Origin of the sequence: Candidatus Accumulibacter sp. ACC007 (genome assembly GCF_907163205.1) — a bacterium.
Taxonomy (GTDB): domain Bacteria; phylum Pseudomonadota; class Gammaproteobacteria; order Burkholderiales; family Rhodocyclaceae; genus Accumulibacter; species Accumulibacter regalis.
On the sequence record NZ_CAJQUD010000001.1, the window covers coordinates 526,797 to 545,873 of the forward strand.

Genomic DNA, 19,077 nt, shown 5'->3' on the forward strand with positions numbered 1-19,077 from the left:
TAAGGGCTTCGCCGATGCTCAGCTATCGTCACGCCTTTCACGCCGGTAACCACGCAGACGTTCTCAAGCATCTGGTGCTGGTGCAGCTGACGCGTTACCTGGCGCGCAAGGACAAAGCATTCTGGTACGTGGATACGCACGCCGGGGCCGGCTCGTATGCCTTGGATTCGGCGCACGCGGCCAAGCTTGGCGAGCACCGTGCGGGAATCGCTCGCTTGTGGGGGCGCAAGGATCTGCCGGCGGCGCTTGCCGAGTATGTCGATGTGGTGCGCTCGAGCAACCCTGGCAGCGCTCTGAAGGTTTACCCGGGTTCGCCCGATCTGGCCCTGGCAACGATGCGCGCGCAGGACCGCCTGCGCCTTTTTGAGCTGCACAGCCGTGATGTTCTGCACCTGCGCAAGCACTTCGAGGGTGAGGGCAAACGGGTGATCGTCGAGCACAGTGACGGCTTCGCCGGCTTGAAAGCCGTGCTGCCGCCACCGCCGCGGCGCGCACTGGCGCTCATCGACCCAGCTTACGAGGAAAAGCAGGACTACGAGCGGGTCGTGCATGCGCTCAAGGATTGCCTGCAGCGTTTCCCGGGTGGTACCTACCAGCTGTGGTATCCACAGCTGACGCGGCTCGATGCGCACGAATTGCCGGGACGTCTGAAACGTCTGCCAGCGAGCAGCTGGCTGCACGTCACGCTGCGCGTCAGGACACCGGCTGCGGACGGCTTCGGGATGCACGGCAGCGGTGTCTTCGTGCTCAATCCGCCATGGACCTTGCAGGCGAGCCTGCAGGCGGCGATGCCCTGCCTTGTGGCGGCGCTCGGGCTAGATGCCGGCGCGGGCTATACGCTCGAGAGCCAGGCGTCGTGACCGCGGGGCGTGCTGCGGGGCTGCCTGAGGCCGTCGCTGCCCGTCGATCAGCGCTGCTTGCCAGCCTCCGCCAGGTATTTCCGGCTTGATCCGTAACTGCTTTCGACCGGATATTTCGCCGCGTTCTTGATCAGTTTGGCGTGTGCGGCTTCTTCCAGGTCGATGCCTGCCTGCTCGGCGATCAGCAGCAGATAAATAAGAACGTCGGCGCATTCGTCACGCAGTGCTTCCTGCGCGTCGCCGCTGGCGACCAGGGCAGCCATGTCGGCGTCGCTCTTCCATTGCGTCAGCTCGAGCAGTTCGCCGGCTTCGAGATTCAGCGAGACGATCAGGTTGCGCAGGCTGTGGAACTGCGCCCAGTTCCTCTGGTCACGAAACTCCAGTACCTTGGCGGTCAGCGCGGACAGGTCCATGCGTTCTTTCAGGCAAAGAAACGGCGTTGTGCTTCGCCTGGCAGGGCCATGCCGGTGGCCCGCGCACGTCCGAGAAGCTCCCAGTAGTAGCGGTAGGACGCGCGGTCGTGCAGCAAGCCCTGGTGCTGGATCGGTCCCCAGTCGCTGTCTTGCGCGGCGATCAGGATCGCGACTGCGCTTTCGACCTCCGAAAAGTCAGGGCGCATCATTTCGACGATCGGCAGGATCTGGTTGGGGTGGATACTCCACATGCGCAGATAGCCGAACTCGTTGCGCGCGCGCCGGGCATCGTTGCGGATGAAATCGAGATCGCGCAGTTCGGTGGTCACGTTGTGCGACGGGACGGCGCCGTTAGCCAGCGCAGCTGCCGAGATTTCGCACTTGGCGCGCACGATCAGCGGGTGCTCGAACTGTCCGGGGCTGCGCATTGCCGACGCCGGGATGGCACCATGGTGGCCGCTGACAAAATCCATCAGGCCGAAATCAAGCGACTCAACCTCGGCCAGGGCGGCGATCTCCCAGACATCGCGCAAGGCGCCGTAGGTTTCGATGAGCACGTGCGCGGGTATCTGCCGTTCAAGGCCGGCGGCCGCCGCCGCGCGCCGCAAGGCGTCGAGTTGTATGCGCACGTCCTCGCCACAACTGACCTTGGGCAGCGTCACGAAGGCCAGGCGCTGCCCGGCGCGGGCGACGATGATCTCGATGTCCTCCTGCCAGCCATGATGGGCGATGTCGTGGATGCGCACGCCGACCCGCCCGTGTCGATTGGCGTCACTCATGATCAGTTCGGCGACCATCGTCGCGTGCTCGCGGTCGGCGCCAGCCGGCGCGCCGTCTTCGCAGTCGCAGGTGATGTCGAAGATCGGACCCAGCTCGTTCTGCAGTTGCAGAGCCTTGTTGATCAGTTTTTCGGATCCCGCGTAGTGGTCGACGGCGGGGATCATCGGAAACGGCTTTTCGCCTGCGAAGAGGACTTGACTGGGATGGCGCATGGGCTTGTCGCTACGGTCCGGTGGGTGGGAAAGCCCCATTTTACCGCGCTGCTGCAAAGCGGGCGCCAGCAAAAAAAGCCGCGGACTGGCCGCGGCTTTCGATGCTGAGCAAGGCTTGCTCAGAGCATGTCTTTCACGGCATCGGCTTCGTCGGTCAATTCCTTGAGAGTCTTGTTGATCTTCTCGCGCGAATAGCCGTCGATCTCGAGACCCTGGATGATCTTGAAGGAACCGCCCTTGCACTCGCAGGGGAAACCGAAAACGATCCCCGCCGGGATGTCGTAGGAGCCGTCGGACGGGACGCCCATGGTCACCCATTCGTCGGAACCGAGCACCCAGTCGCGCATGTGGTCAATGGCCGCGTTGGCTGCCGAGGCGGCCGAGGACAGGCCGCGGGCGTCGATGATCGCCGCGCCGCGCTTGCCGACCGTCGGCAGGAAAACGTCGTTGTTCCAGACCGGATCGTTGATCAGATCCTTGACGTTGTCGCCGTTGGACGTGCAGTTACGGTAATCGGCGTACATGGTCGGCGAATGGTTGCCCCAGACGGCGAGCTGCTTGAAGCTGGCCACTGGCCGGTCGGTTTTCGCGGCGAGTTGCGAGAGGGCGCGGTTGTGATCCAGGCGCAGCATGCCATGGTAGTTGGCCGGGTTGGTGCGGCCGACCTTCTTCGCCGCGGAACCGGCGATCAGGGCGTTGGTGTTGCAGGGGTTGCCGACGACCAGAACGCGGACGTCTTCCTTGGCGTTCTCGGCAATCGCCTTGCCCTGGACGGTGAAGATGGCGCCGTTGGCGGTCAGCAGGTCGGCACGTTCCATACCTGGGCCGCGCGGGCGTGCGCCAACCAGCAGGCAGACATCGGCATCCTTGAAAGCGACGTTCGGGTCGTCGGTGGCGAACATCCCGGCGAGCATCGGGAACGCGCAGTCGTCGAGTTCCATGATCACGCCCTGGCAGGCTTTTTGAGCTTGCGGCAGGTCGAGGAGTTGAAGGATGACCGGCTGATCCTTGCCGAGCATTTCGCCGGAGGCGATCCGGAAAAGAAGGCTGTAACCGATTTGGCCGGCAGCGCCGGTGACCGCGACGCGCATGGGGGCTTTGGACATGATACGGCTCCTGTCGTTGATGGTGAGCGAGAAGGATTGAACGGGAAAAAACAGGCAAGCAAGTAAGGGAACTGATCAAGAAAACCGATCGGCGATGTCCGCATGCATGGTCGCTGCACGGGGTGCCGAATCGGATCAATCATAAGACCCAGATACGCGCACTGTCAAATCTCTGTTGTCTGTCTTATGTCTTATATATGATATCAGTAACAAGAACGGGATGGACGGGATTCCAAAATTGTGCTGAAATAGCTGTCCATGAACCGCGCCTCGTCATTGCATGCTCCGACCTTCAGCCCGCTCTATCGGCAGATCAAGCAATTGATCATGGGCAATCTGGAATCCGGTGAGTGGGGCCCGGGCGACGCCATTCCCAGTGAGTCGGAGCTTGCCGGCCGCTTCGGCGTCAGTCAGGGAACGGTGCGCAAGGCGATCGACGAAATGGCTGCCGAGAACCTCCTGGTAAGGCAGCAGGGCAAGGGCACCTTCGTCGCCACGCACAAGGATCCCGGTTCTGCCTTCCGCTTTCTCCGCCTGGTGCCTAACGACGGCGTGCCGCAGGTGTCGCAGAGCATCCCGCTCGAATGCTGGCGCGCCAAAGCCGGCCCGGACGTCGCGCGCACGCTGGCCCTCGAGCCGGGTGCGCCAATCACCATTCTGCGCCGCCTTCTGAAACTGGGCGACGAACCGGTGGTTTTCGACGAAATCTACCTCTCGAGTGAATTGTTCCCCGACCTGTCGCTGGAAGTCGTGCGGACGGGCGATTCGCTCTACGGCCTGTTCGAAAGTCGCTATGGGGTTTGCATGGTCCGTGCTGACGAGCGGCTGCGCGCCGTGGCCGCTGACCGAGTCAGCGCCGAACTGCTGCAAGTCGCCGAGGGGAGCCCGCTGCTGGTCGTCGAGCGCGTCACCTTCACCTACGGCCAGAAGCCGGTCGAATGGCGTCGGGGGTTCTACTCGACACGCAATCATCATTATCGCAATGAGCTCGGGTGAACGCTTGCAAGGGTCCTTTCGGGTAAGTAAGGGGCGCCTGAATGGTTTATAATCGGGCGTGGTTTCGAAGGGGAACGCATGCATTAGGCATGCTGCTGTATCACACATGAGGGATGACGTCCATGGCAGAGATGGCAATCAAGAAAAAGCGTCCAAAGAATCTGGACTTGCCGACGATCAGGTTACCGCTTCCGGGAATCCTGTCGATCATTCACCGGATCAGCGGGGCGGCACTCTTCCTCCTGCTACCTTTCCTTTTATGGCTATTCGAGAGCAGCCTGACGTCTGCGGAGACCTTTGCCAGCTTCAAGGGCGTGGTCGACAATGCCCTGGTCAAGATCATTCTGCTCGGTTTGATCTGGTTCTACATGCACCATTTCTGCGCCGGCATTCGTTATCTGCTGCTTGACCTGCACAAGGGCATCGACCTCAAGTCCGCGGTGCTTTCGAGCAAGATCGTTTTCGGCGTCAGCATCGCCCTGACGCTGATCGTGGGAGTGAAAGTGCTATGGTAAATCGTATTCTTGTCGGGGCCCATTACGGCCTCAAGGACTGGATCATCCAGCGCGCGACAGCCATCATCATGGCCGTCTATACGGTGATCTTCCTGGTGGTTATCGGTTCCGTCGGGCCCGACTCGCTGGAGAGCTGGCGGGGGGTGTTTGCCGGCGGCTTCATGCGCTTCGCGACCTTTCTTTTCTTCATCAGCCTTTTCTACCACGCCTGGATCGGCATCCGGGATATCTGGATGGACTACATCAAGCCGGATGGAATTCGCCTGCTGCTGATGATTGCGACGGCTACGGTGCTGGTCGGTTACGCCGGCTGGGCGATTCGGATTCTGTGGAGAACGTAAGTGAGCAATTCAAGCATACCGGTACGTAAATTCGACGCTGTCATCGTTGGTGCAGGAGGTTCTGGGCTGCGCGCGGCGATTCAGCTATCCGAGGGCGGATTGAAGACGGCCGTGCTGTCAAAGGTCTTCCCCACCCGTTCACACACCGTGGCCGCGCAAGGCGGTGTTTCGGCTTCGCTGGGAAACTCCGAGGAAGATCACTGGCACTGGCACATGTACGATACGGTCAAGGGTTCCGACTGGCTCGGTGATCAGGATGCGATCGAGTACATGTGTCGCAAGGCGCCCGAGGTGGTCGTCGAGCTCGAGCACTTTGGCATGCCATTTGACCGCACTGACGAGGGCAAGATCTATCAGCGGCCATTCGGTGGGCATATGTCGAACTTCGGCGAGAAGCCGGTGCGGCGTGCATGCGCCGCTGCCGACCGCACCGGACACGCGATGCTGCACGCGCTCTATCAGCGCAACGTGCGCGCCAGCACTCAGTTCTTCGTCGAGTGGATGGCGCTTGACCTGATCCGCGACGAGTCGGGCCAGGTGCTCGGAGTGATCGCGTTGGAAATGGAAACCGGCGAAGTCGTCGCTTTCCACGCCAAGGCGACGATCTTTGCAACCGGTGGTGCGGGCCGTATCTACTACTCTTCGACCAATGCCTTCATCAATACCGGCGATGGCCTTGGCATGGCGGCGCGTGCCGGCATCGCGCTTGAGGACATGGAGTTCTGGCAGTTCCACCCGACCGGCGTTGCCGGTGCGGGGGTGCTGATCACCGAAGGTGTGCGCGGCGAGGGGGGCATTCTGCGCAACTCGGATAACGAGCGGTTCATGGAGCGCTATGCACCGAACGCCAAGGATCTGGCGTCTCGCGACGTGGTTTCCCGCGCCATGGTCACCGAAATCAACGAAGGTCGCGGTTGCGGGCCGAACAAGGATTTCGTCCTCCTGGACATTACCCATCTCGATCCGGCGACGATCATGAAGCGTCTGCCCGGAATTCGCGAGATTTCGATCCAGTTTGCCGGCATCGACCCCATCCAGGCGCCGATTCCGGTGGTGCCGACCTGCCACTACCAGATGGGCGGTATTCCGACCAACTTCAAAGGGCAGGTGGTCTCCGCTGAAGGGGTGCCGGTCAAGGGCTTCTATGCAGCGGGCGAAGTGGCCTGTGCCTCGGTGCATGGCGCCAATCGACTGGGAACAAATTCGCTGCTCGACCTGCTGGTCTTCGGCAAGTCGTCCGGGGATTCGGTGATCGAGGACCTAGCGTCGGGTGCCGTCGTGCACAAGGACTTGCCGGCCGCCTACGCCGAGCGCACGCTGGCGCGCCTGCATCGCCTGAATACCCAGACTGGCGGCAGCAACGTCAACGAAACCCGTCTCGAGCTGCAGCGCACGATGCAGAAGCACTGCGGTGTGTTCCGCTTCAAGGACATGCTCGTCGAAGGCGTCGCCAAGATCGTCGAGATCGAGAAAGCGGTAGCCAGGACCGAGATCAAGGACAAGTCGCAGGTCTGGAATACGGCGCGCGTCGAAGCGCTGGAGCTCGACAACCTGATTGAAGTCGCCAAGGCGACGCTGGTCTCGGCCGAAGCGCGCAAGGAGTCGCGCGGTGCGCACGTTCGGGACGACGCACCCGACACGCCGGAAAACCCCAATGGGCGAGACGACGTCAACTGGCACAAGCATACGCTCTGGGAACGCGAGGGCAGCAGTCTCAGTTACAAGCCGGTGACCATGACCCCGCTGACCGTCGAAACCATCGCGCTGAAGACGCGCTCCTACTGATCGTATGCCACGGAGTTAATGATTATGGCCACCAGTACCATGGAGTTCAAGATTTACCGCTACGATCCCGACAAGGACGACGCGCCCTACATGCAGGACATGTCGGTCCAGGTTGATTTCGCGATCGATCGCAAGTTGCTTGACGTGCTTACCCGTCTGAAGGCGAATGACGATACGCTGTCCTATCGCCGCTCGTGCCGTGAAGGTATTTGCGGATCGGATGCGATGAACATCAACGGCAAGAACGGCCTGGCGTGTCTCACCGACATCCAGGAGCTCAAGCAGCCGGTCGTGCTGCGGCCGCTGCCCGGCCTGCCGGTGATCCGCGACCTGATCGTCGATATGACGCAGTTCTTCAAGCAGTACCACTCGGTCAAGCCCTATCTGATCAACGACAGCCCGCGCCCGGAACGCGAGCGTCTGCAGTCGCCCGAAGAGCGCGACGAACTCAACGGTCTCTACGAGTGCATCCTGTGCGCCTGCTGTTCGACCTCATGTCCGTCGTTCTGGTGGAATCCGGACAAGTTCGTCGGTCCTGCCGGCCTGCTCAACGCTTACCGCTTCATTGCCGATACCCGTGACGAGGCGACCAACGAGCGCCTGGACGACCTTGAGGATCCCTATCGCCTGTTCCGCTGCCACTCGATCATGAACTGCGTCGATGTCTGTCCGAAGAACCTGAATCCGACGCAGGCGATAGGCAAGATCAAGGAAATGATGGTTCGTCGCGCAATCTGATGGACGAACGCGAGAGAATCAACCGTCTGCGCTGGCGTTGCACGCGACGTGCGATGCTGGAAATGGACTTGTTGCTCGGGGAGTTTCTCGAGCGCGTTTTCCCGACCCTTGGTCCCGAGCAGGCGGACGCCTTCGTCATTCTGGCCGATATGGAAGACCTGGAGCTGTGGCCGCTGATCAATGGCAGCCGCGACTGCGCGGATCCCGTGCAGGCCGAAGTCCTTGCCCTATTGCGCACTGTAAGAGTCAAGTAAGAAAGGTGCCATAATGTTGCGCCTTTTTATGTTCCATGCTGTGCCTTCAACACCTGAACGGGGATAAACCAATGACGACCGAACGTAAAGCAATTCTGAACATCGAAGGGCGCGACCCCGTCGAGTTTCCGATCATGACGCCTACCCACGGCAATGATTGCATCGACATTCGCACTCTGGGCGCCAAGACGGGCTTGTTCACCTACGACTCCGGCTATCTGTCGACCGCAAGCTGCAGATCGAAGATCACGTTCATCGATGGCGACAAGGGTGAGTTGCTCTATCGCGGTTATCCGATCGAGCAGCTGGCGCAGAGCTGCAACTTTCTCGAGGTCGCCTATCTGTTGTGGAACGGCGAGTTGCCAACGCCGGCGGAAAAGGTCAGTTTCGAGAAGAACATCAAGAATCACACCATGGTGCACGAGCAACTGGTCAAGTTCTATCAGGGTTTCCGGCGCGACGCTCACCCGATGGCCATTCTCGTTGGAGTCGTTGGTGCGCTGTCGGCTTTCTACCACGAAGCCGAGGATTTCTCCGATCTGGAGCACCAGAACATCAGCTTCAACCGCATCGTTGCAAAATTACCGACTATCGTTGCCATGGCCTACAAGTACCATGTGGGCGAGCCGTTCATGTACCCGCGCAACGATCTCGACTACACCGCCAACTTCATGCACATGATGTTCGGAACGCCGTGCGAAGAGTACAAGCCCAATCCAGTACTGGTGCATGCCCTGGACACCATCTTTACTCTGCATGCCGATCACGAACAGAACGCGTCGACGTCGACCGTTCGTCTCTCCGGGTCGTCCGGCGCCAACCCCTATGCCTGTATCTCGGCAGGTATCGCGTGTCTCTGGGGCCCGGCGCACGGCGGTGCCAACGAGGCCTGCCTGCAGATGCTCGAGGAAATCCACGACGTTTCGCGCGTTGGCGAGTACATCGCTCGCGCCAAGGACAAGAACGACTCCTTCAAGCTGATGGGCTTCGGGCACCGGGTCTACAAGAACTTCGATCCGCGTGCCAAGCTGATGCGCGAGGTCTGCAAAGACGTTCTGCAAGAGCTTGGTCTGGAGAATGACCGCCTGTTCAAGCTGGCGATGGAACTCGAACGGATCGCTCTCGAGGATAGTTATTTCATCGAGAAGAAACTTTATCCGAACGTTGATTTCTACTCAGGTATCGTCCAGAAGGCGCTCGGTATTCCGACCACCATGTTTACCTGTATCTTTGCCCTGGCACGTACGGTGGGCTGGATGACGCAGTGGGAAGAGATGATCAACGACCCGGAGTACAAGATCGGTCGCCCGCGTCAGCTCTACATGGGGGCAGCAAGGCGCGACGTGATCCCGGCCGCTCAGCGCTAAAGCGTGAGCGACTTCGAGGGGCGGCGACGGTAGCCGCCCTTTTTTCATGCTGCGGCTTTCTGCTGCAGGTTTTCGCAATCCGAACCAGGACCGTGACGACAGGTAACTGCCATGATGAATCAGCTTTTTGGTAACTCCCTCCTCTTTGGCGGCAACGCGCCCTTCGTCGAGGAGTTGTACGAAAACTATCTCGACAATCCCGGTTCCGTCTCCGAGCAGTGGCGCGAGTATTTCGACAAGCTGGCGCAGCTTCCGGGTCATGTCGCGCGCGACGTGCCGCACTTGCCGGTCATCAACGCTTTCGCCGAACAGGCGAGAAAAGGCGGCTATCGCGCCGCTGCGGTGGCTCCGGCCGACGACAAGAAACAGGTCGGCATTCTGCAGATGATCACCGCCTATCGTTTCGCGGGCGATCGCTGGGCCAACCTCGACCCGCTCAAGCGTACGCCGCGCCCGGATCTGCCACAGCTTGACCCGGCCCACTACGGGCTGTCCGACGCTGACCTCAACACCATGTTTGCCGTCGGCTCGTTCAAGGGGGTGCCGGAACGCGCCACTTTCGGCCAGATCCTCGATGCCCTGAAAGCGACCTATTGCGGCTCGATCGGCGTCGAGTACATGTACCTAAGTACGCTTGCCGAAAAGCGCTGGGTGCAGGATCGACTTGAGCGTATCCACTCCAAGCCCAGTTATACCGCCGCCGAGCGCATGCGCATGCTTGAGCGCCTGACCGCTGCCGAAACGCTCGAACGCTACCTGCATACGCGCTACGTTGGTCAGAAGCGCTTCTCGCTCGAAGGTGGCGAGTCGTTGATCGTGTCGCTCGACGAACTGATCCGCGTTGCGGGCACCGGCGGTGTTGACGAAATCGTCGTCGGCATGGCCCACCGCGGTCGTCTCAACGTGCTGGTGAACACGCTGGGCAAAGAGCCGTCGATGCTCTTTGACGAGTTCGAGGGCCGGAAGGCGCAGGATTTGACTGCCGGCGACGTCAAGTACCACATGGGCTACTCGTCCGATGTGTCGACCCCTGGTGGACCCTGCCACCTGACGCTGTCGTTCAACCCCTCGCATCTGGAAATTGTGAACCCGGTGGTCGTTGGCTCGGTTTACTCGCGCCAGCGTCGTCGCGGCGAAGACGGCAAGGACAAGGTGCTGGCAGTTCTCATTCATGGCGATGCCGCTGTGGCCGGCCAGGGTGTCAACCAGGAAATGCTCAATTTCGCGCAAACGCGCGGCTATGGGGTGGGCGGCACGGTGCACATCGTGGTCAATAACCAGATCGGTTTCACCACCTCCGACCCGCGCGACTATCGTTCGTCGCTGTACTGCACCGACATCTTCAAGATGGCCGAAGCGCCGATCTTTCACGTCAATGGCGACGACCCGGAAGCCGTGGCGCTGGTCACCAGTGTCGCCATGGAGTACCGCAAGACCTTCAAGAAGGATGTTGTCGTCGACATCGTCTGCTATCGCAAGCTTGGCCACAACGAGCAGGACGAGCCGATGGTCACGCAACCGCTGATGTACAAAAAGATCCAGCAGCATCCGGGGACACGCAAGCTCTACGCCGAAAAGCTGGTTGGCGAGGGGATTCTCGCGCCCGAAGGTCCGGACGAGATCATCGCCGACTACCGTGCCCATCTCGATCGCGGCGAGCTCCTGTACAACCCGGTGCTCGCCGGCTACAAGCATCCGATGACCATCGACTGGACATCGTTCCTCCCGCCGCACTACATCGAAACCTGCGATACCCGTGTGCCTATTGGCGAGCTGCAGCGCCTGTCCGAGCGCTTGACCACGTTGCCAGCGAATTTCACCTTGCACAGTCGGGTCAAGAAGATCATCGATGACCGTCGCCTGATGGGCGAAGGAGAGCTGCCGGTAGACTGGGGGATGGCTGAAAACCTTGCCTACGCGTCGTTGCTGGTCTCCAGTTATGGCGTTCGTATTTCGGGTGAAGACGTCGGCCGTAGCACCTTCTTCCACCGTCATGCGGCGCTGCACGACCAGAATCGCGAGAGCTGGGATCGCGGAACCTACTACCCGCTAGCCTTCTTGCAGGAAAAGCAGGCGAGCTTTCAGTGCTTCGACTCGGTCCTTTCGGAGGAAGCCATTCTGGCCTTCGAGTACGGCTACTCCACCGCCAACCCCTACGAACTGGTGGTCTGGGAAGCGCAGTTTGGTGACTTCGCCAACGGCGCGCAGGTGGTCATCGATCAGTTTCTTGCTGCCGGTGAAGCCAAGTGGGGTCGTGCCAGCGGCTTGGTGCTGCTGCTCCCGCACGGCTATGAAGGGCAGGGGCCGGAGCACTCGTCGGCCCGTATCGAACGCTACATGCAGCTCTCCGCCGAAATGAACATGGAGGTTTGCCAACCGACGACGCCGGCGCAGATTTTCCATCTGCTGCGCCGCCAGGCGGTGCGCAATCAACGCAAGCCGCTGATCGTCTTTTCGCCGAAGTCCCTGTTGCGCCACAAGGACGCCACATCGACGCTCGCCGAGCTCAGCGACGGTGAGTTTCAGCGCGTGATCGGCGAGGTCGAGCCGATCAACGCCAAGAAGGTCACCCGCGTCATCTTCTGTTCCGGCAAGGTTTACTACGATCTGGTCGCGGCGCGGCACGAGCGGAAAATCGGCCACATCGCGATCGCCCGTCTCGAGCAGCTCTATCCCTTCCCGCAAGCGTCGTTCCACGCGGAGGTGGCGAAATATCCGAAGGCAACGGAAATCGTCTGGTGTCAGGAGGAGCCACGCAATCAGGGACCCTGGTACTGGATCGCCTCGCGTCAGCATCTGTCGCGCGAGCTCAGTGACAAGCAGCATCTGCTGCTCGTCTCCCGCCCGGCAGCCGCGTCGCCAGCAGTCGGCTATGCAAGCAAGCACAACGCCCAACAAAAGGCTCTGATCGACTCCGCGCTTGGTGAGATCGAGTACTACAAACTGGCCTAGAACGGAGAGAAAATGATCATCGACGTCAAAGTTCCACAGCTTTCGGAATCGGTCGCTGAAGCGACGCTGGTTTCGTGGCACAAGCAAGCCGGCGAAGCGGTTGCCCGGGATGAGAACCTGATCGACATCGAGACCGACAAGGTGGTTCTCGAGCTGCCGGCACCCGATGGCGGTGTATTGATTGAAATCGTCAAGGGCGACGGCGACACGGTCGTTGCAGGTGAGGTGATTGCGCGTATCGACACCACCGCGCAGGCCGGTGCGGTGGCTGCGCCCGCTGCCAAAGCAGGGGCGGCGAAAGCCGCGCCAGTGAAAGCGACGGCGGCCGCGACCGCAGCGGACGCGGCCATGCCGGCTGCCCGCAAGATCCTCGAAGAGAAAGGTATTGCTGCGGCTGACGTGGTCGGTAGCGGCCGTGGTGGGCGGGTGAGCAAGGCCGACGCGATGGCCGCCGAGATTCCGGGTGTCCGACCGGTAGCCGCCAGCACCGGGGCCGCTGTCGCTCCGCTGGCTGCTGCTCCGGCGGCGAGCGCGGCGCGGGCTCCGGCCCTGGCGACTGCGCCAGCGGTGACGGTGGCACTTGGTGATCGTCCCGAGCAGCGCGTGCCGATGTCGCGTCTGCGGGCGCGTGTTGCCGAGCGTCTGCTGCAGTCGCAGGCCAACAATGCCATCCTGACCACCTTCAACGAGGTGAATATGGGCCCGGTCATGGCACTGCGCAAGCAGTACGGCGAGCGCTTCGAAAAGGCGCACGGCGTTCGCCTCGGCTTCATGGGTTTCTTTGTCAAGGCCGCCGTCGCCGCGCTGCAGAAATTCCCGATCATCAACTCGTCGGTTGACGGCAGCGACATCGTCTATCACGGCTACATCGACATCGGTATCGCCGTCGGCAGCCCGCGTGGCCTGGTGGTGCCGATTCTGCGCGATGCCGACCAACTGTCGATCGCCGACATCGAGAAGAAGATCGGCGAGTTCGGAGCCAAGGCCAAGGACGGCAAGCTGTCGATGGAGGATCTCACCGGCGGTACCTTCTCGATCTCCAACGGCGGCGTTTTCGGGTCGATGCTGTCGACACCGATCATCAATCCGCCGCAGTCGGCGATCCTCGGTATTCATGCCACCAAGGACCGTCCGGTGGTCGAAAACGGTCAGGTCGTCATCCGCCCGATCAACTACCTGGCCATGTCGTACGACCACCGCATCGTTGATGGTCGCGAAGCGGTACTCGGCCTGGTGACGATGAAGGAGGCGCTGGAAGATCCGGCCCGCCTGCTCCTCGGCGTATAAGCACTCACCACCGAGGCACGGAGTCGCAGAGTTTCACGCTGTGCGCACTCCGTGCATTGGTTTTTCTGCGGCTGGAAAGGGAAAACTATCATGTCCAAGCAATTTGACGTCCTCGTTGTCGGTGGTGGTCCCGGTGGCTATATTGCCGCCATCCGAGCGGCGCAACTGGGTTTCAGTGTCGCCTGTTGTGAATCCAATCCCTATGCCGATGCGAAGGGCGAGCCGCGTCTCGGCGGCACCTGCCTGAACGTCGGCTGCATTCCTTCGAAAGCCTTGCTGCATACCTCGCACCTATTCGAGGAAGCCGCGCACGGGTTTGCCGCCCAGGGGATCGGCGTCGGGACGCCGACCATCGACGTCGCCAAGATGGTGGGGCGCAAGGACGGGATCGTCAAACAGCTCACCACCGGCATCAAGGGACTGTTCAAGAAGAACAAGGTCACCCTGCTCAATGGCCATGGCGCCTTCATCGGCCGCAAGGGTGGGGCGGGAAGCGAAGTCTGGCAGCTCAAGGTGGGTGACGCCGTCGTCGAGGCCAAGCAGGTGATCGTGGCCACCGGTTCGCGGGCGCGTCACCTGCCCGGCGTACCGGTCGATAACGAGATCGTTTGCGACAACATCGGCGCGCTCGATATCGCTAGCGTTCCGAAGAAGCTGGCGGTCATCGGCGCTGGCGTCATTGGCCTCGAAATGGGCAGCGTCTGGCGGCGTCTCGGTGCCGAGGTGACGCTCCTGGAAGCGTTGCCCGAATTTCTTTCGCTGGCCGACGTCGATGTCGCCAGGGAAGCCGCCAAACTTTTTGCCAAACAGGGTCTGCAGATCGTCACCGGCATCGAGATCGGCGACGTGAAGATCTCGCAGAAAGGGGTGTCCATCGACTACACCGACCAGGATGGCCAGGAACAGAAGCTTGATGCAGACCGACTGATCGTCTCGATCGGCCGCATCCCGAATACCGAAGGCCTCGATGCCGACAAGGTCGGCCTGAAGCTCACCGAGCGCGGTCAGATCGAGGTCGACGCGCATTGTCGTACCAATCTTCCCGGCGTGTGGGCGGTGGGTGACGTGGTGGCTGGCCCGATGCTCGCCCACAAGGCGATGGAAGAGGGCGTGATGGTCGCCGAGATCATGGCCGGCCAGGCGGGCCACTGCAATTTCGACACCATCCCCTGGGTGATCTACACCAGCCCGGAGATCGCCTGGGTCGGCAGGACCGAGCAGCAGCTGAAAGCGGACGGTGTGGCCTTCAAGGTCGGCAAGATCCCCTTCGCCGCCAACGGTCGGGCGCTGGGAATGGGCGACGCGAGCGGCTTCGTCAAGATGCTGGCCTGCGCCACCAGCGACCGCATTCTCGGCGTGCACATCATTGGTCCGAATGCTTCCGAATTGATCTCCGAAGCCGTCGTGGCGATGGAGTTCGGCGCCGCTTCGGAGGATCTGGCGCGCATCTGTCATGCGCACCCGACGCTCTCGGAAGTGGTTCACGAGGCGGCGCTGGCCTGCGACAAGCGGCCGCTGCATTTCTGAGCGCGTTTGCCGCAGCTTGAGACGAGGAAGTAAGGAAGTAAGGACGTAAGGACTGCGGGCGGGGTGCCGGCTGAGCACCCCGCCCGCAGTCCCCGCTGCCAATCTCCCTCGTCTAATCGCCGCAGAAGGGGTTGTTGCGTCGCTCGGCGCCGAAGGTGGACATCGGTCCGTGTCCCGGAAGGAAGGCGACATCGCTGCCGAGTGGCCAGAGGCGGGTGCGGATCGACGCAATCAGCGTGTCGAAGTCGCCCTTGGGAAAATCGGTGCGCCCGATCGAACCCTGGAAGAGCACGTCGCCGACGATCGCCAGGCGATCGGCCTCGCTGAAGAAGACGATATGCCCTGGCGTATGCCCCGGGCAATGCAGGACGTCCATTTCGACCTCGCCGAAGCGTACCGCGTCGCCCTGTTCAAGCCAGCGGTCCGGTGTGAAGGCACGCACGTTCGGCAAGCCGAACATCTTGCTCTGCTGCTGCATGCCGTCGATCCAGAACTGATCGTCGCGTTGTGGCCCCTCGATCGGCAGCGACAGCCGCTCGGCCAATTCGGCAACCGCGCCGGCGTGATCGACATGGCCGTGGGTGACGAGAATCTTTTCCAGGGTCACGCCGTTCTCCTCGACCGCCCGCAGAATGCGCGCCACGTCGCCGCCCGGATCAACCACCGCGCCACGTTTCGTTCGCTCGCACCATAGCAGGCTGCAGTTCTGGGCGAAGGGGGTTACCGGGATAATCTGATATTTCATGGTCGACACGCGCGTCAGGATGGATTGAAGGAAGCGCGAAGTATACCCTGGGAAGCTGCGGCAGATCGCTCAGGCGCGCGCCGGTGGCCGAGCGCTTTCAGGGGGTGAGGGTGGCAATTCGGTAGGCGGCGAGCAGGCGATCGGCGCGGGCCGAGTGCGCACGGCCCTTCATCTTGGTTCGGTAGGCCTCGCTGGCTTCCCGGCCGCACCAGGCGACGATGATTTCCGGCTCGCTCGGGTGGTCGGGCAGATAATGGCTCAGGTCGTACACTTGGTCATTGATCGCCATCCAGCAATCGTCGGCTGTCTTGTGCCTGGCCACTTCGCTGAGCGCCTGGAACTCGCCGCTGGCGACCGGCTGCGGCGTTTCCACTTCGGCGGGCAGCCACCGCTGGCTCGTTGCGAAACCGAGTAGGAAGAGCCAGAAGGCTGCGCTGGCGAAGAGGAATAACTGGCGCATCAGCGGAAATCGAAGCTTTCGAAATGGATGGCCGCGGCGGCGACGCCGCGCTGACGCAGGGCGGTGGTGAGCGCCGCCAGAAGCGCTTGCGGGCCACACAGGTGTACCTGCCGCTCGCCCAGCCTCGACACGCTCGCGAGCAAGCGGTCGACGTCGGGCAGCGCTTCGCCGCAGGCGTCGGCGAGCAACTCGAAGAGCGGGTCTTCGCGGGCTACAGCGGCGAGTTCTTCGAGGAACGCGGTGTTGCTCGCCTGTCGATAGAGGTAGATCAGCGTCGTCGCCTGCCGGCAGCCTTGCGCACGCAGTTGGGCAATGAACGGGGTGATGCCGATGCCGCCGGCAACCCATAGTTGTGGCGCGCAACCCAGGTCGTCAAGAAAACTGCCGAAGGGCCCTTCGAGGTGTACCAGAACGCCCGCCTCGACGTCCTGGAGGCGTTGCGAGCAGGGACCCAGCGCCTTGATGCAGACGCGAAGTCGGCCTTGCCGATCGATGCCGCTGACCGTGAAGGGGTGGTATTCGCCGCAGCCGTGATAGCTTGCACCGTCGCCGAAGGCGGCGAGAAGGAACTGGCCCGGGGTCACCGCCAGCGCTGCGGCACACGGCGCCAGAGACGCTTCGATCATTCCTGCCGCCGGTTTTTCGACCTGTGTCACCCGGTACGGGTGCGCTGCCAGACCGAGATCACTCGCCAGCAGGCGCCAGCCGAGGGCCAGCGTGGCGACGAGCAGCAAGGCGAGGACCAGCCGCTCGTTGCCCAGTAGCACATACACGTGCGCCAGGCCGAGCACGACGCCGCCGCCAAGCACGAAATGAAAGCTGCGCCAGCGCCGGTAAGGCAGGTGCACGGCGAAAGTGGTCGCCAGACCGAGCATCAGCAAGAGCAAACCGGCCCAGCCGAGCCACAGTGGCCAGGACTGCGCACGTGGATCGAGCGTTTGCCAGGCGAGATGGGGTGCTTCTGCCCAGCCGTCGAGCGCCAGCGCCAGCGGGTGGCAGAGCAGCAGCAGGTAGGCGATCACGCCGCAGCGGTGATGCCAGCGGTAGCTCAGCTCGAGGCCGCCGAGCAGGCGCGCCAGGTGCGCCTCGCGGACCATGAGCAGGAGACTGGCCACCAGCAGTGCGGTGCCCGCCCATGCGGCGACAATACCCGCGCTGCGCCATGCCGTAAGGCCCTGCGGGAACGCCCACCAGACGCTGGCCAGGGTGATCGACAAGGCCGCCGCGGGGGCGACGAAGCGGTGGGTTGCGGCGCGGGTTGGCGTGCTCGTCGGCCCAGCGCTCATTGCAGGCTGCCGCGGGCGCGCAGCTTGTCGCAGCCGGATTCCTTCGCCGGCTGGAGGACGACGCCGGCCTGGCGGGCGCGCACGGACATTTCGGCGTGCCGTTTCGTCTGGTAGGCCTTGCACTCGGGGTAAGTCGCGAAGCTGCGCATCAGCCGCTGGTGCTCGACACGCTCGTCCGGGGTCATGAACTGCCAGCCGTAGGTGTTCTGCCGAGCGGCGTGCCAGGGCCCCTCGGCCAGGGTACTGGTGAGTACCGGCACGAGCAGCACGCCTGCCAGCAGGAGCCTTGGCGTCAATCGGTTCATCGGGAGGCGTTTCGCCATATCGATCCGCCGCTCACGCCCATCGCTTCCCTGGCCCGCATCATTCTCGCCTTCTCACGGTGCGATCTGCAGTTGCGCCGGTTCCAGCAGCAGGAAGCGGGCGAAGCGCTCCTGCTGTCTGTTGCCGTCGTCGCTGACGATGACGATGCGTGGCTGGCCGTCGATCACCGCCGCGCTGATCCCCTCGGCGTGCTCGAAGCCGGGCAAGCCAGCGACGCTCACCCGGCGCGCCGCGTCTTGGTCCTCACCGCTCCAGAACCAGAGCTCGAATTGCACCTGCGCGCGAGCGATTGGACCGGCGATGAGCAGGTAGCCCTTCAGTAAGGGGACGTAAGCCATGCCGCGAATGCCGTTGCCGGCGAGATCGAGCGTGCTCAGCCTGGCGGCGATTCGTGGCTCGGCGCCTTGGTCAAACAGCGTTTCCGGGTCTTGGAGGTAAGCGATGATTGCCCGCCCGGCGAGGAGTGGCGCGCGAAATCCGATGAGCAGGGCGCGCTGGTCGGGGCTCATGGTCAGCCCCTCGATGTTGAGCCCGCCGTCGGCCTTGACGTCGCGGATTTCGGCGGCCGCGGCGAGTACCGGGTGCGCTGCCGTCAAGGCGCCCTTGACGCCGGTAGCCACGCCGGCGTCGACGACGCTCGTGCCGTCGATGCGAAAGCGGATCAGTTTTTCGCGCGCTGGATACAGCTTTCCGTCGTTGTCGCGAGAGTGCGAGGTGATCGCATAGACGACCCCCGCGCGGTCCACGGCGACGCCTTCGAGGTCGTCGAGCTCGCCGATTTCGTCCCGCTCAGGGTCGTCGCCGAGCAGACCGAGCGCGTCGCGGATCTGGTCGAGCACGCTGACCTCGCGCTGGGCGTCGTGGGTTGCCAGGGGCGCGACGCTGACGCGACCATCGGCGCCGATGTCGATCACGCTGAGCGCTTGCCGGCTGTCGTCTTCAACGACGACGAAGCGCCCATCGGGGAGTTGCTGGATACCCGATGGCTCATAGACGCCGGTCAGGGTGCAGAAGGACGGGGGCGTGTTCGGTGGCAAGGGGGTATTCTCCGGGCAGAGCTGAGAGGCAGCGACTTCGGTGTTTCCTTCGCTGTGCCGTGCAGTATCCCCGGCGCCGGCAGGGGTCGTCA

19 protein-coding genes are annotated in these 19,077 nt (G+C 62.4%); 11 read left to right on the top strand and 8 right to left on the bottom strand.

Features of this window, described 5'->3' with window-relative positions; translation table 11 throughout:
* Positions 1–14 precede the first annotated feature (14 nt).
* Positions 15–860, top strand: coding sequence for a 23S rRNA (adenine(2030)-N(6))-methyltransferase RlmJ (rlmJ, locus tag QZ634_RS02175; RefSeq protein WP_291985175.1), 846 nt, complete (start codon positions 15–17; stop codon positions 858–860).
* A 47-nt stretch (positions 861–907) separates the two neighbouring features.
* On the opposite strand, the gene QZ634_RS02180 is transcribed toward rlmJ, so the two are convergent.
* From QZ634_RS02180 to QZ634_RS02190, 3 genes are all read right to left on the bottom strand, one after another.
* On the bottom strand, positions 908–1,273 hold the full coding sequence (locus QZ634_RS02180; protein WP_291985177.1) for a nucleotide pyrophosphohydrolase: 366 nt from the start codon (positions 1,271–1,273) through the stop codon (positions 908–910).
* Positions 1,274–1,281: 8 nt separating this feature from the next.
* Positions 1,282–2,265 carry an aldolase/citrate lyase family protein gene (locus tag QZ634_RS02185; RefSeq protein ID WP_291985179.1) on the bottom strand — a complete coding sequence of 328 codons (984 nt, stop codon included), beginning with the start codon at positions 2,263–2,265 and terminating at the stop codon, positions 1,282–1,284.
* Positions 2,266–2,384: 119 nt separating this feature from the next.
* Positions 2,385–3,371 carry a malate dehydrogenase gene (locus QZ634_RS02190; RefSeq protein ID WP_291985181.1) on the bottom strand — a complete coding sequence of 329 codons (987 nt, stop codon included), beginning with the start codon at positions 3,369–3,371 and terminating at the stop codon, positions 2,385–2,387.
* A gap of 258 nt (positions 3,372–3,629) precedes the next feature.
* On the opposite strand from QZ634_RS02190, the gene QZ634_RS02195 reads away from it, so the two are divergent.
* From QZ634_RS02195 to lpdA, 10 genes are all read left to right on the top strand, one after another.
* Positions 3,630–4,367, top strand: a complete 738-nt coding sequence (locus tag QZ634_RS02195) for a GntR family transcriptional regulator (RefSeq protein WP_291985183.1) — start codon at positions 3,630–3,632, stop codon at positions 4,365–4,367.
* 122 nt (positions 4,368–4,489) lie between these two features.
* Positions 4,490–4,882, top strand: coding sequence for a succinate dehydrogenase, cytochrome b556 subunit (sdhC, locus tag QZ634_RS02200; RefSeq protein ID WP_291985184.1), 393 nt, complete (start codon positions 4,490–4,492; stop codon positions 4,880–4,882).
* Positions 4,876–5,223: a succinate dehydrogenase, hydrophobic membrane anchor protein gene (gene sdhD / locus QZ634_RS02205; RefSeq protein ID WP_291985187.1), complete on the top strand. Its 348-nt coding sequence runs from the start codon at positions 4,876–4,878 to the stop codon at positions 5,221–5,223. The genes sdhC and sdhD overlap by 7 nt, the downstream gene beginning before the upstream one ends.
* A complete protein-coding gene (gene sdhA, locus QZ634_RS02210; RefSeq protein ID WP_291985188.1) occupies positions 5,224–7,008 on the top strand; it encodes a succinate dehydrogenase flavoprotein subunit in 1,785 nt (594 codons plus the stop codon). It begins immediately after the preceding gene.
* Between the two features lie 24 nt (positions 7,009–7,032).
* A complete protein-coding gene (locus QZ634_RS02215) occupies positions 7,033–7,746 on the top strand; it encodes a succinate dehydrogenase iron-sulfur subunit (RefSeq protein ID WP_043570136.1) in 714 nt (237 codons plus the stop codon).
* Entirely contained in the window at positions 7,746–8,000 is a 255-nt protein-coding gene (locus tag QZ634_RS02220) for a succinate dehydrogenase assembly factor 2 (protein WP_291867748.1), read from the top strand. The genes QZ634_RS02215 and QZ634_RS02220 overlap by 1 nt, the downstream gene beginning before the upstream one ends.
* Before the next feature lie 71 nt (positions 8,001–8,071).
* Complete coding sequence (gene gltA / locus QZ634_RS02225; RefSeq protein ID WP_043570124.1) at positions 8,072–9,367, top strand: citrate synthase; 1,296 nt, start codon at positions 8,072–8,074, stop codon at positions 9,365–9,367.
* 111 nt (positions 9,368–9,478) lie between these two features.
* Positions 9,479–12,319 carry a 2-oxoglutarate dehydrogenase E1 component gene (locus QZ634_RS02230; protein WP_291985190.1) on the top strand — a complete coding sequence of 947 codons (2,841 nt, stop codon included), beginning with the start codon at positions 9,479–9,481 and terminating at the stop codon, positions 12,317–12,319.
* Positions 12,320–12,331: 12 nt separating this feature from the next.
* A complete protein-coding gene (gene odhB, locus QZ634_RS02235) occupies positions 12,332–13,606 on the top strand; it encodes a 2-oxoglutarate dehydrogenase complex dihydrolipoyllysine-residue succinyltransferase (protein ID WP_291985192.1) in 1,275 nt (424 codons plus the stop codon).
* Between the two features lie 90 nt (positions 13,607–13,696).
* Positions 13,697–15,133, top strand: a complete 1,437-nt coding sequence (gene lpdA, locus QZ634_RS02240; protein WP_291985194.1) for a dihydrolipoyl dehydrogenase — start codon at positions 13,697–13,699, stop codon at positions 15,131–15,133.
* A 112-nt stretch (positions 15,134–15,245) separates the two neighbouring features.
* Here lpdA and QZ634_RS02245 read toward each other — a convergent pair whose 3' ends face one another.
* The 5 genes from QZ634_RS02245 to QZ634_RS02265 all read right to left on the bottom strand — a co-directional run bounded on the left by QZ634_RS02245 (position 15,246) and on the right by QZ634_RS02265 (position 18,985).
* Positions 15,246–15,878, bottom strand: a complete 633-nt coding sequence (locus QZ634_RS02245; protein ID WP_291985196.1) for an MBL fold metallo-hydrolase — start codon at positions 15,876–15,878, stop codon at positions 15,246–15,248.
* A 97-nt stretch (positions 15,879–15,975) separates the two neighbouring features.
* Positions 15,976–16,338: a cytochrome b5 domain-containing protein gene (locus QZ634_RS02250; protein ID WP_366145349.1), complete on the bottom strand. Its 363-nt coding sequence runs from the start codon at positions 16,336–16,338 to the stop codon at positions 15,976–15,978.
* Entirely contained in the window at positions 16,338–17,624 is a 1,287-nt protein-coding gene (locus QZ634_RS02255) for a ferric reductase-like transmembrane domain-containing protein (protein WP_291985198.1), read from the bottom strand. The genes QZ634_RS02250 and QZ634_RS02255 overlap by 1 nt, the downstream gene beginning before the upstream one ends.
* Positions 17,621–17,947: a hypothetical protein gene (locus QZ634_RS02260; RefSeq protein WP_291985200.1), complete on the bottom strand. Its 327-nt coding sequence runs from the start codon at positions 17,945–17,947 to the stop codon at positions 17,621–17,623. Before QZ634_RS02260 ends, QZ634_RS02255 begins: the two co-directional genes overlap by 4 nt.
* A 54-nt stretch (positions 17,948–18,001) precedes the next feature.
* Positions 18,002–18,985, bottom strand: coding sequence for a DUF3616 domain-containing protein (locus QZ634_RS02265; RefSeq protein WP_291985202.1), 984 nt, complete (start codon positions 18,983–18,985; stop codon positions 18,002–18,004).
* Positions 18,986–19,077: the final 92 nt, after the last annotated feature.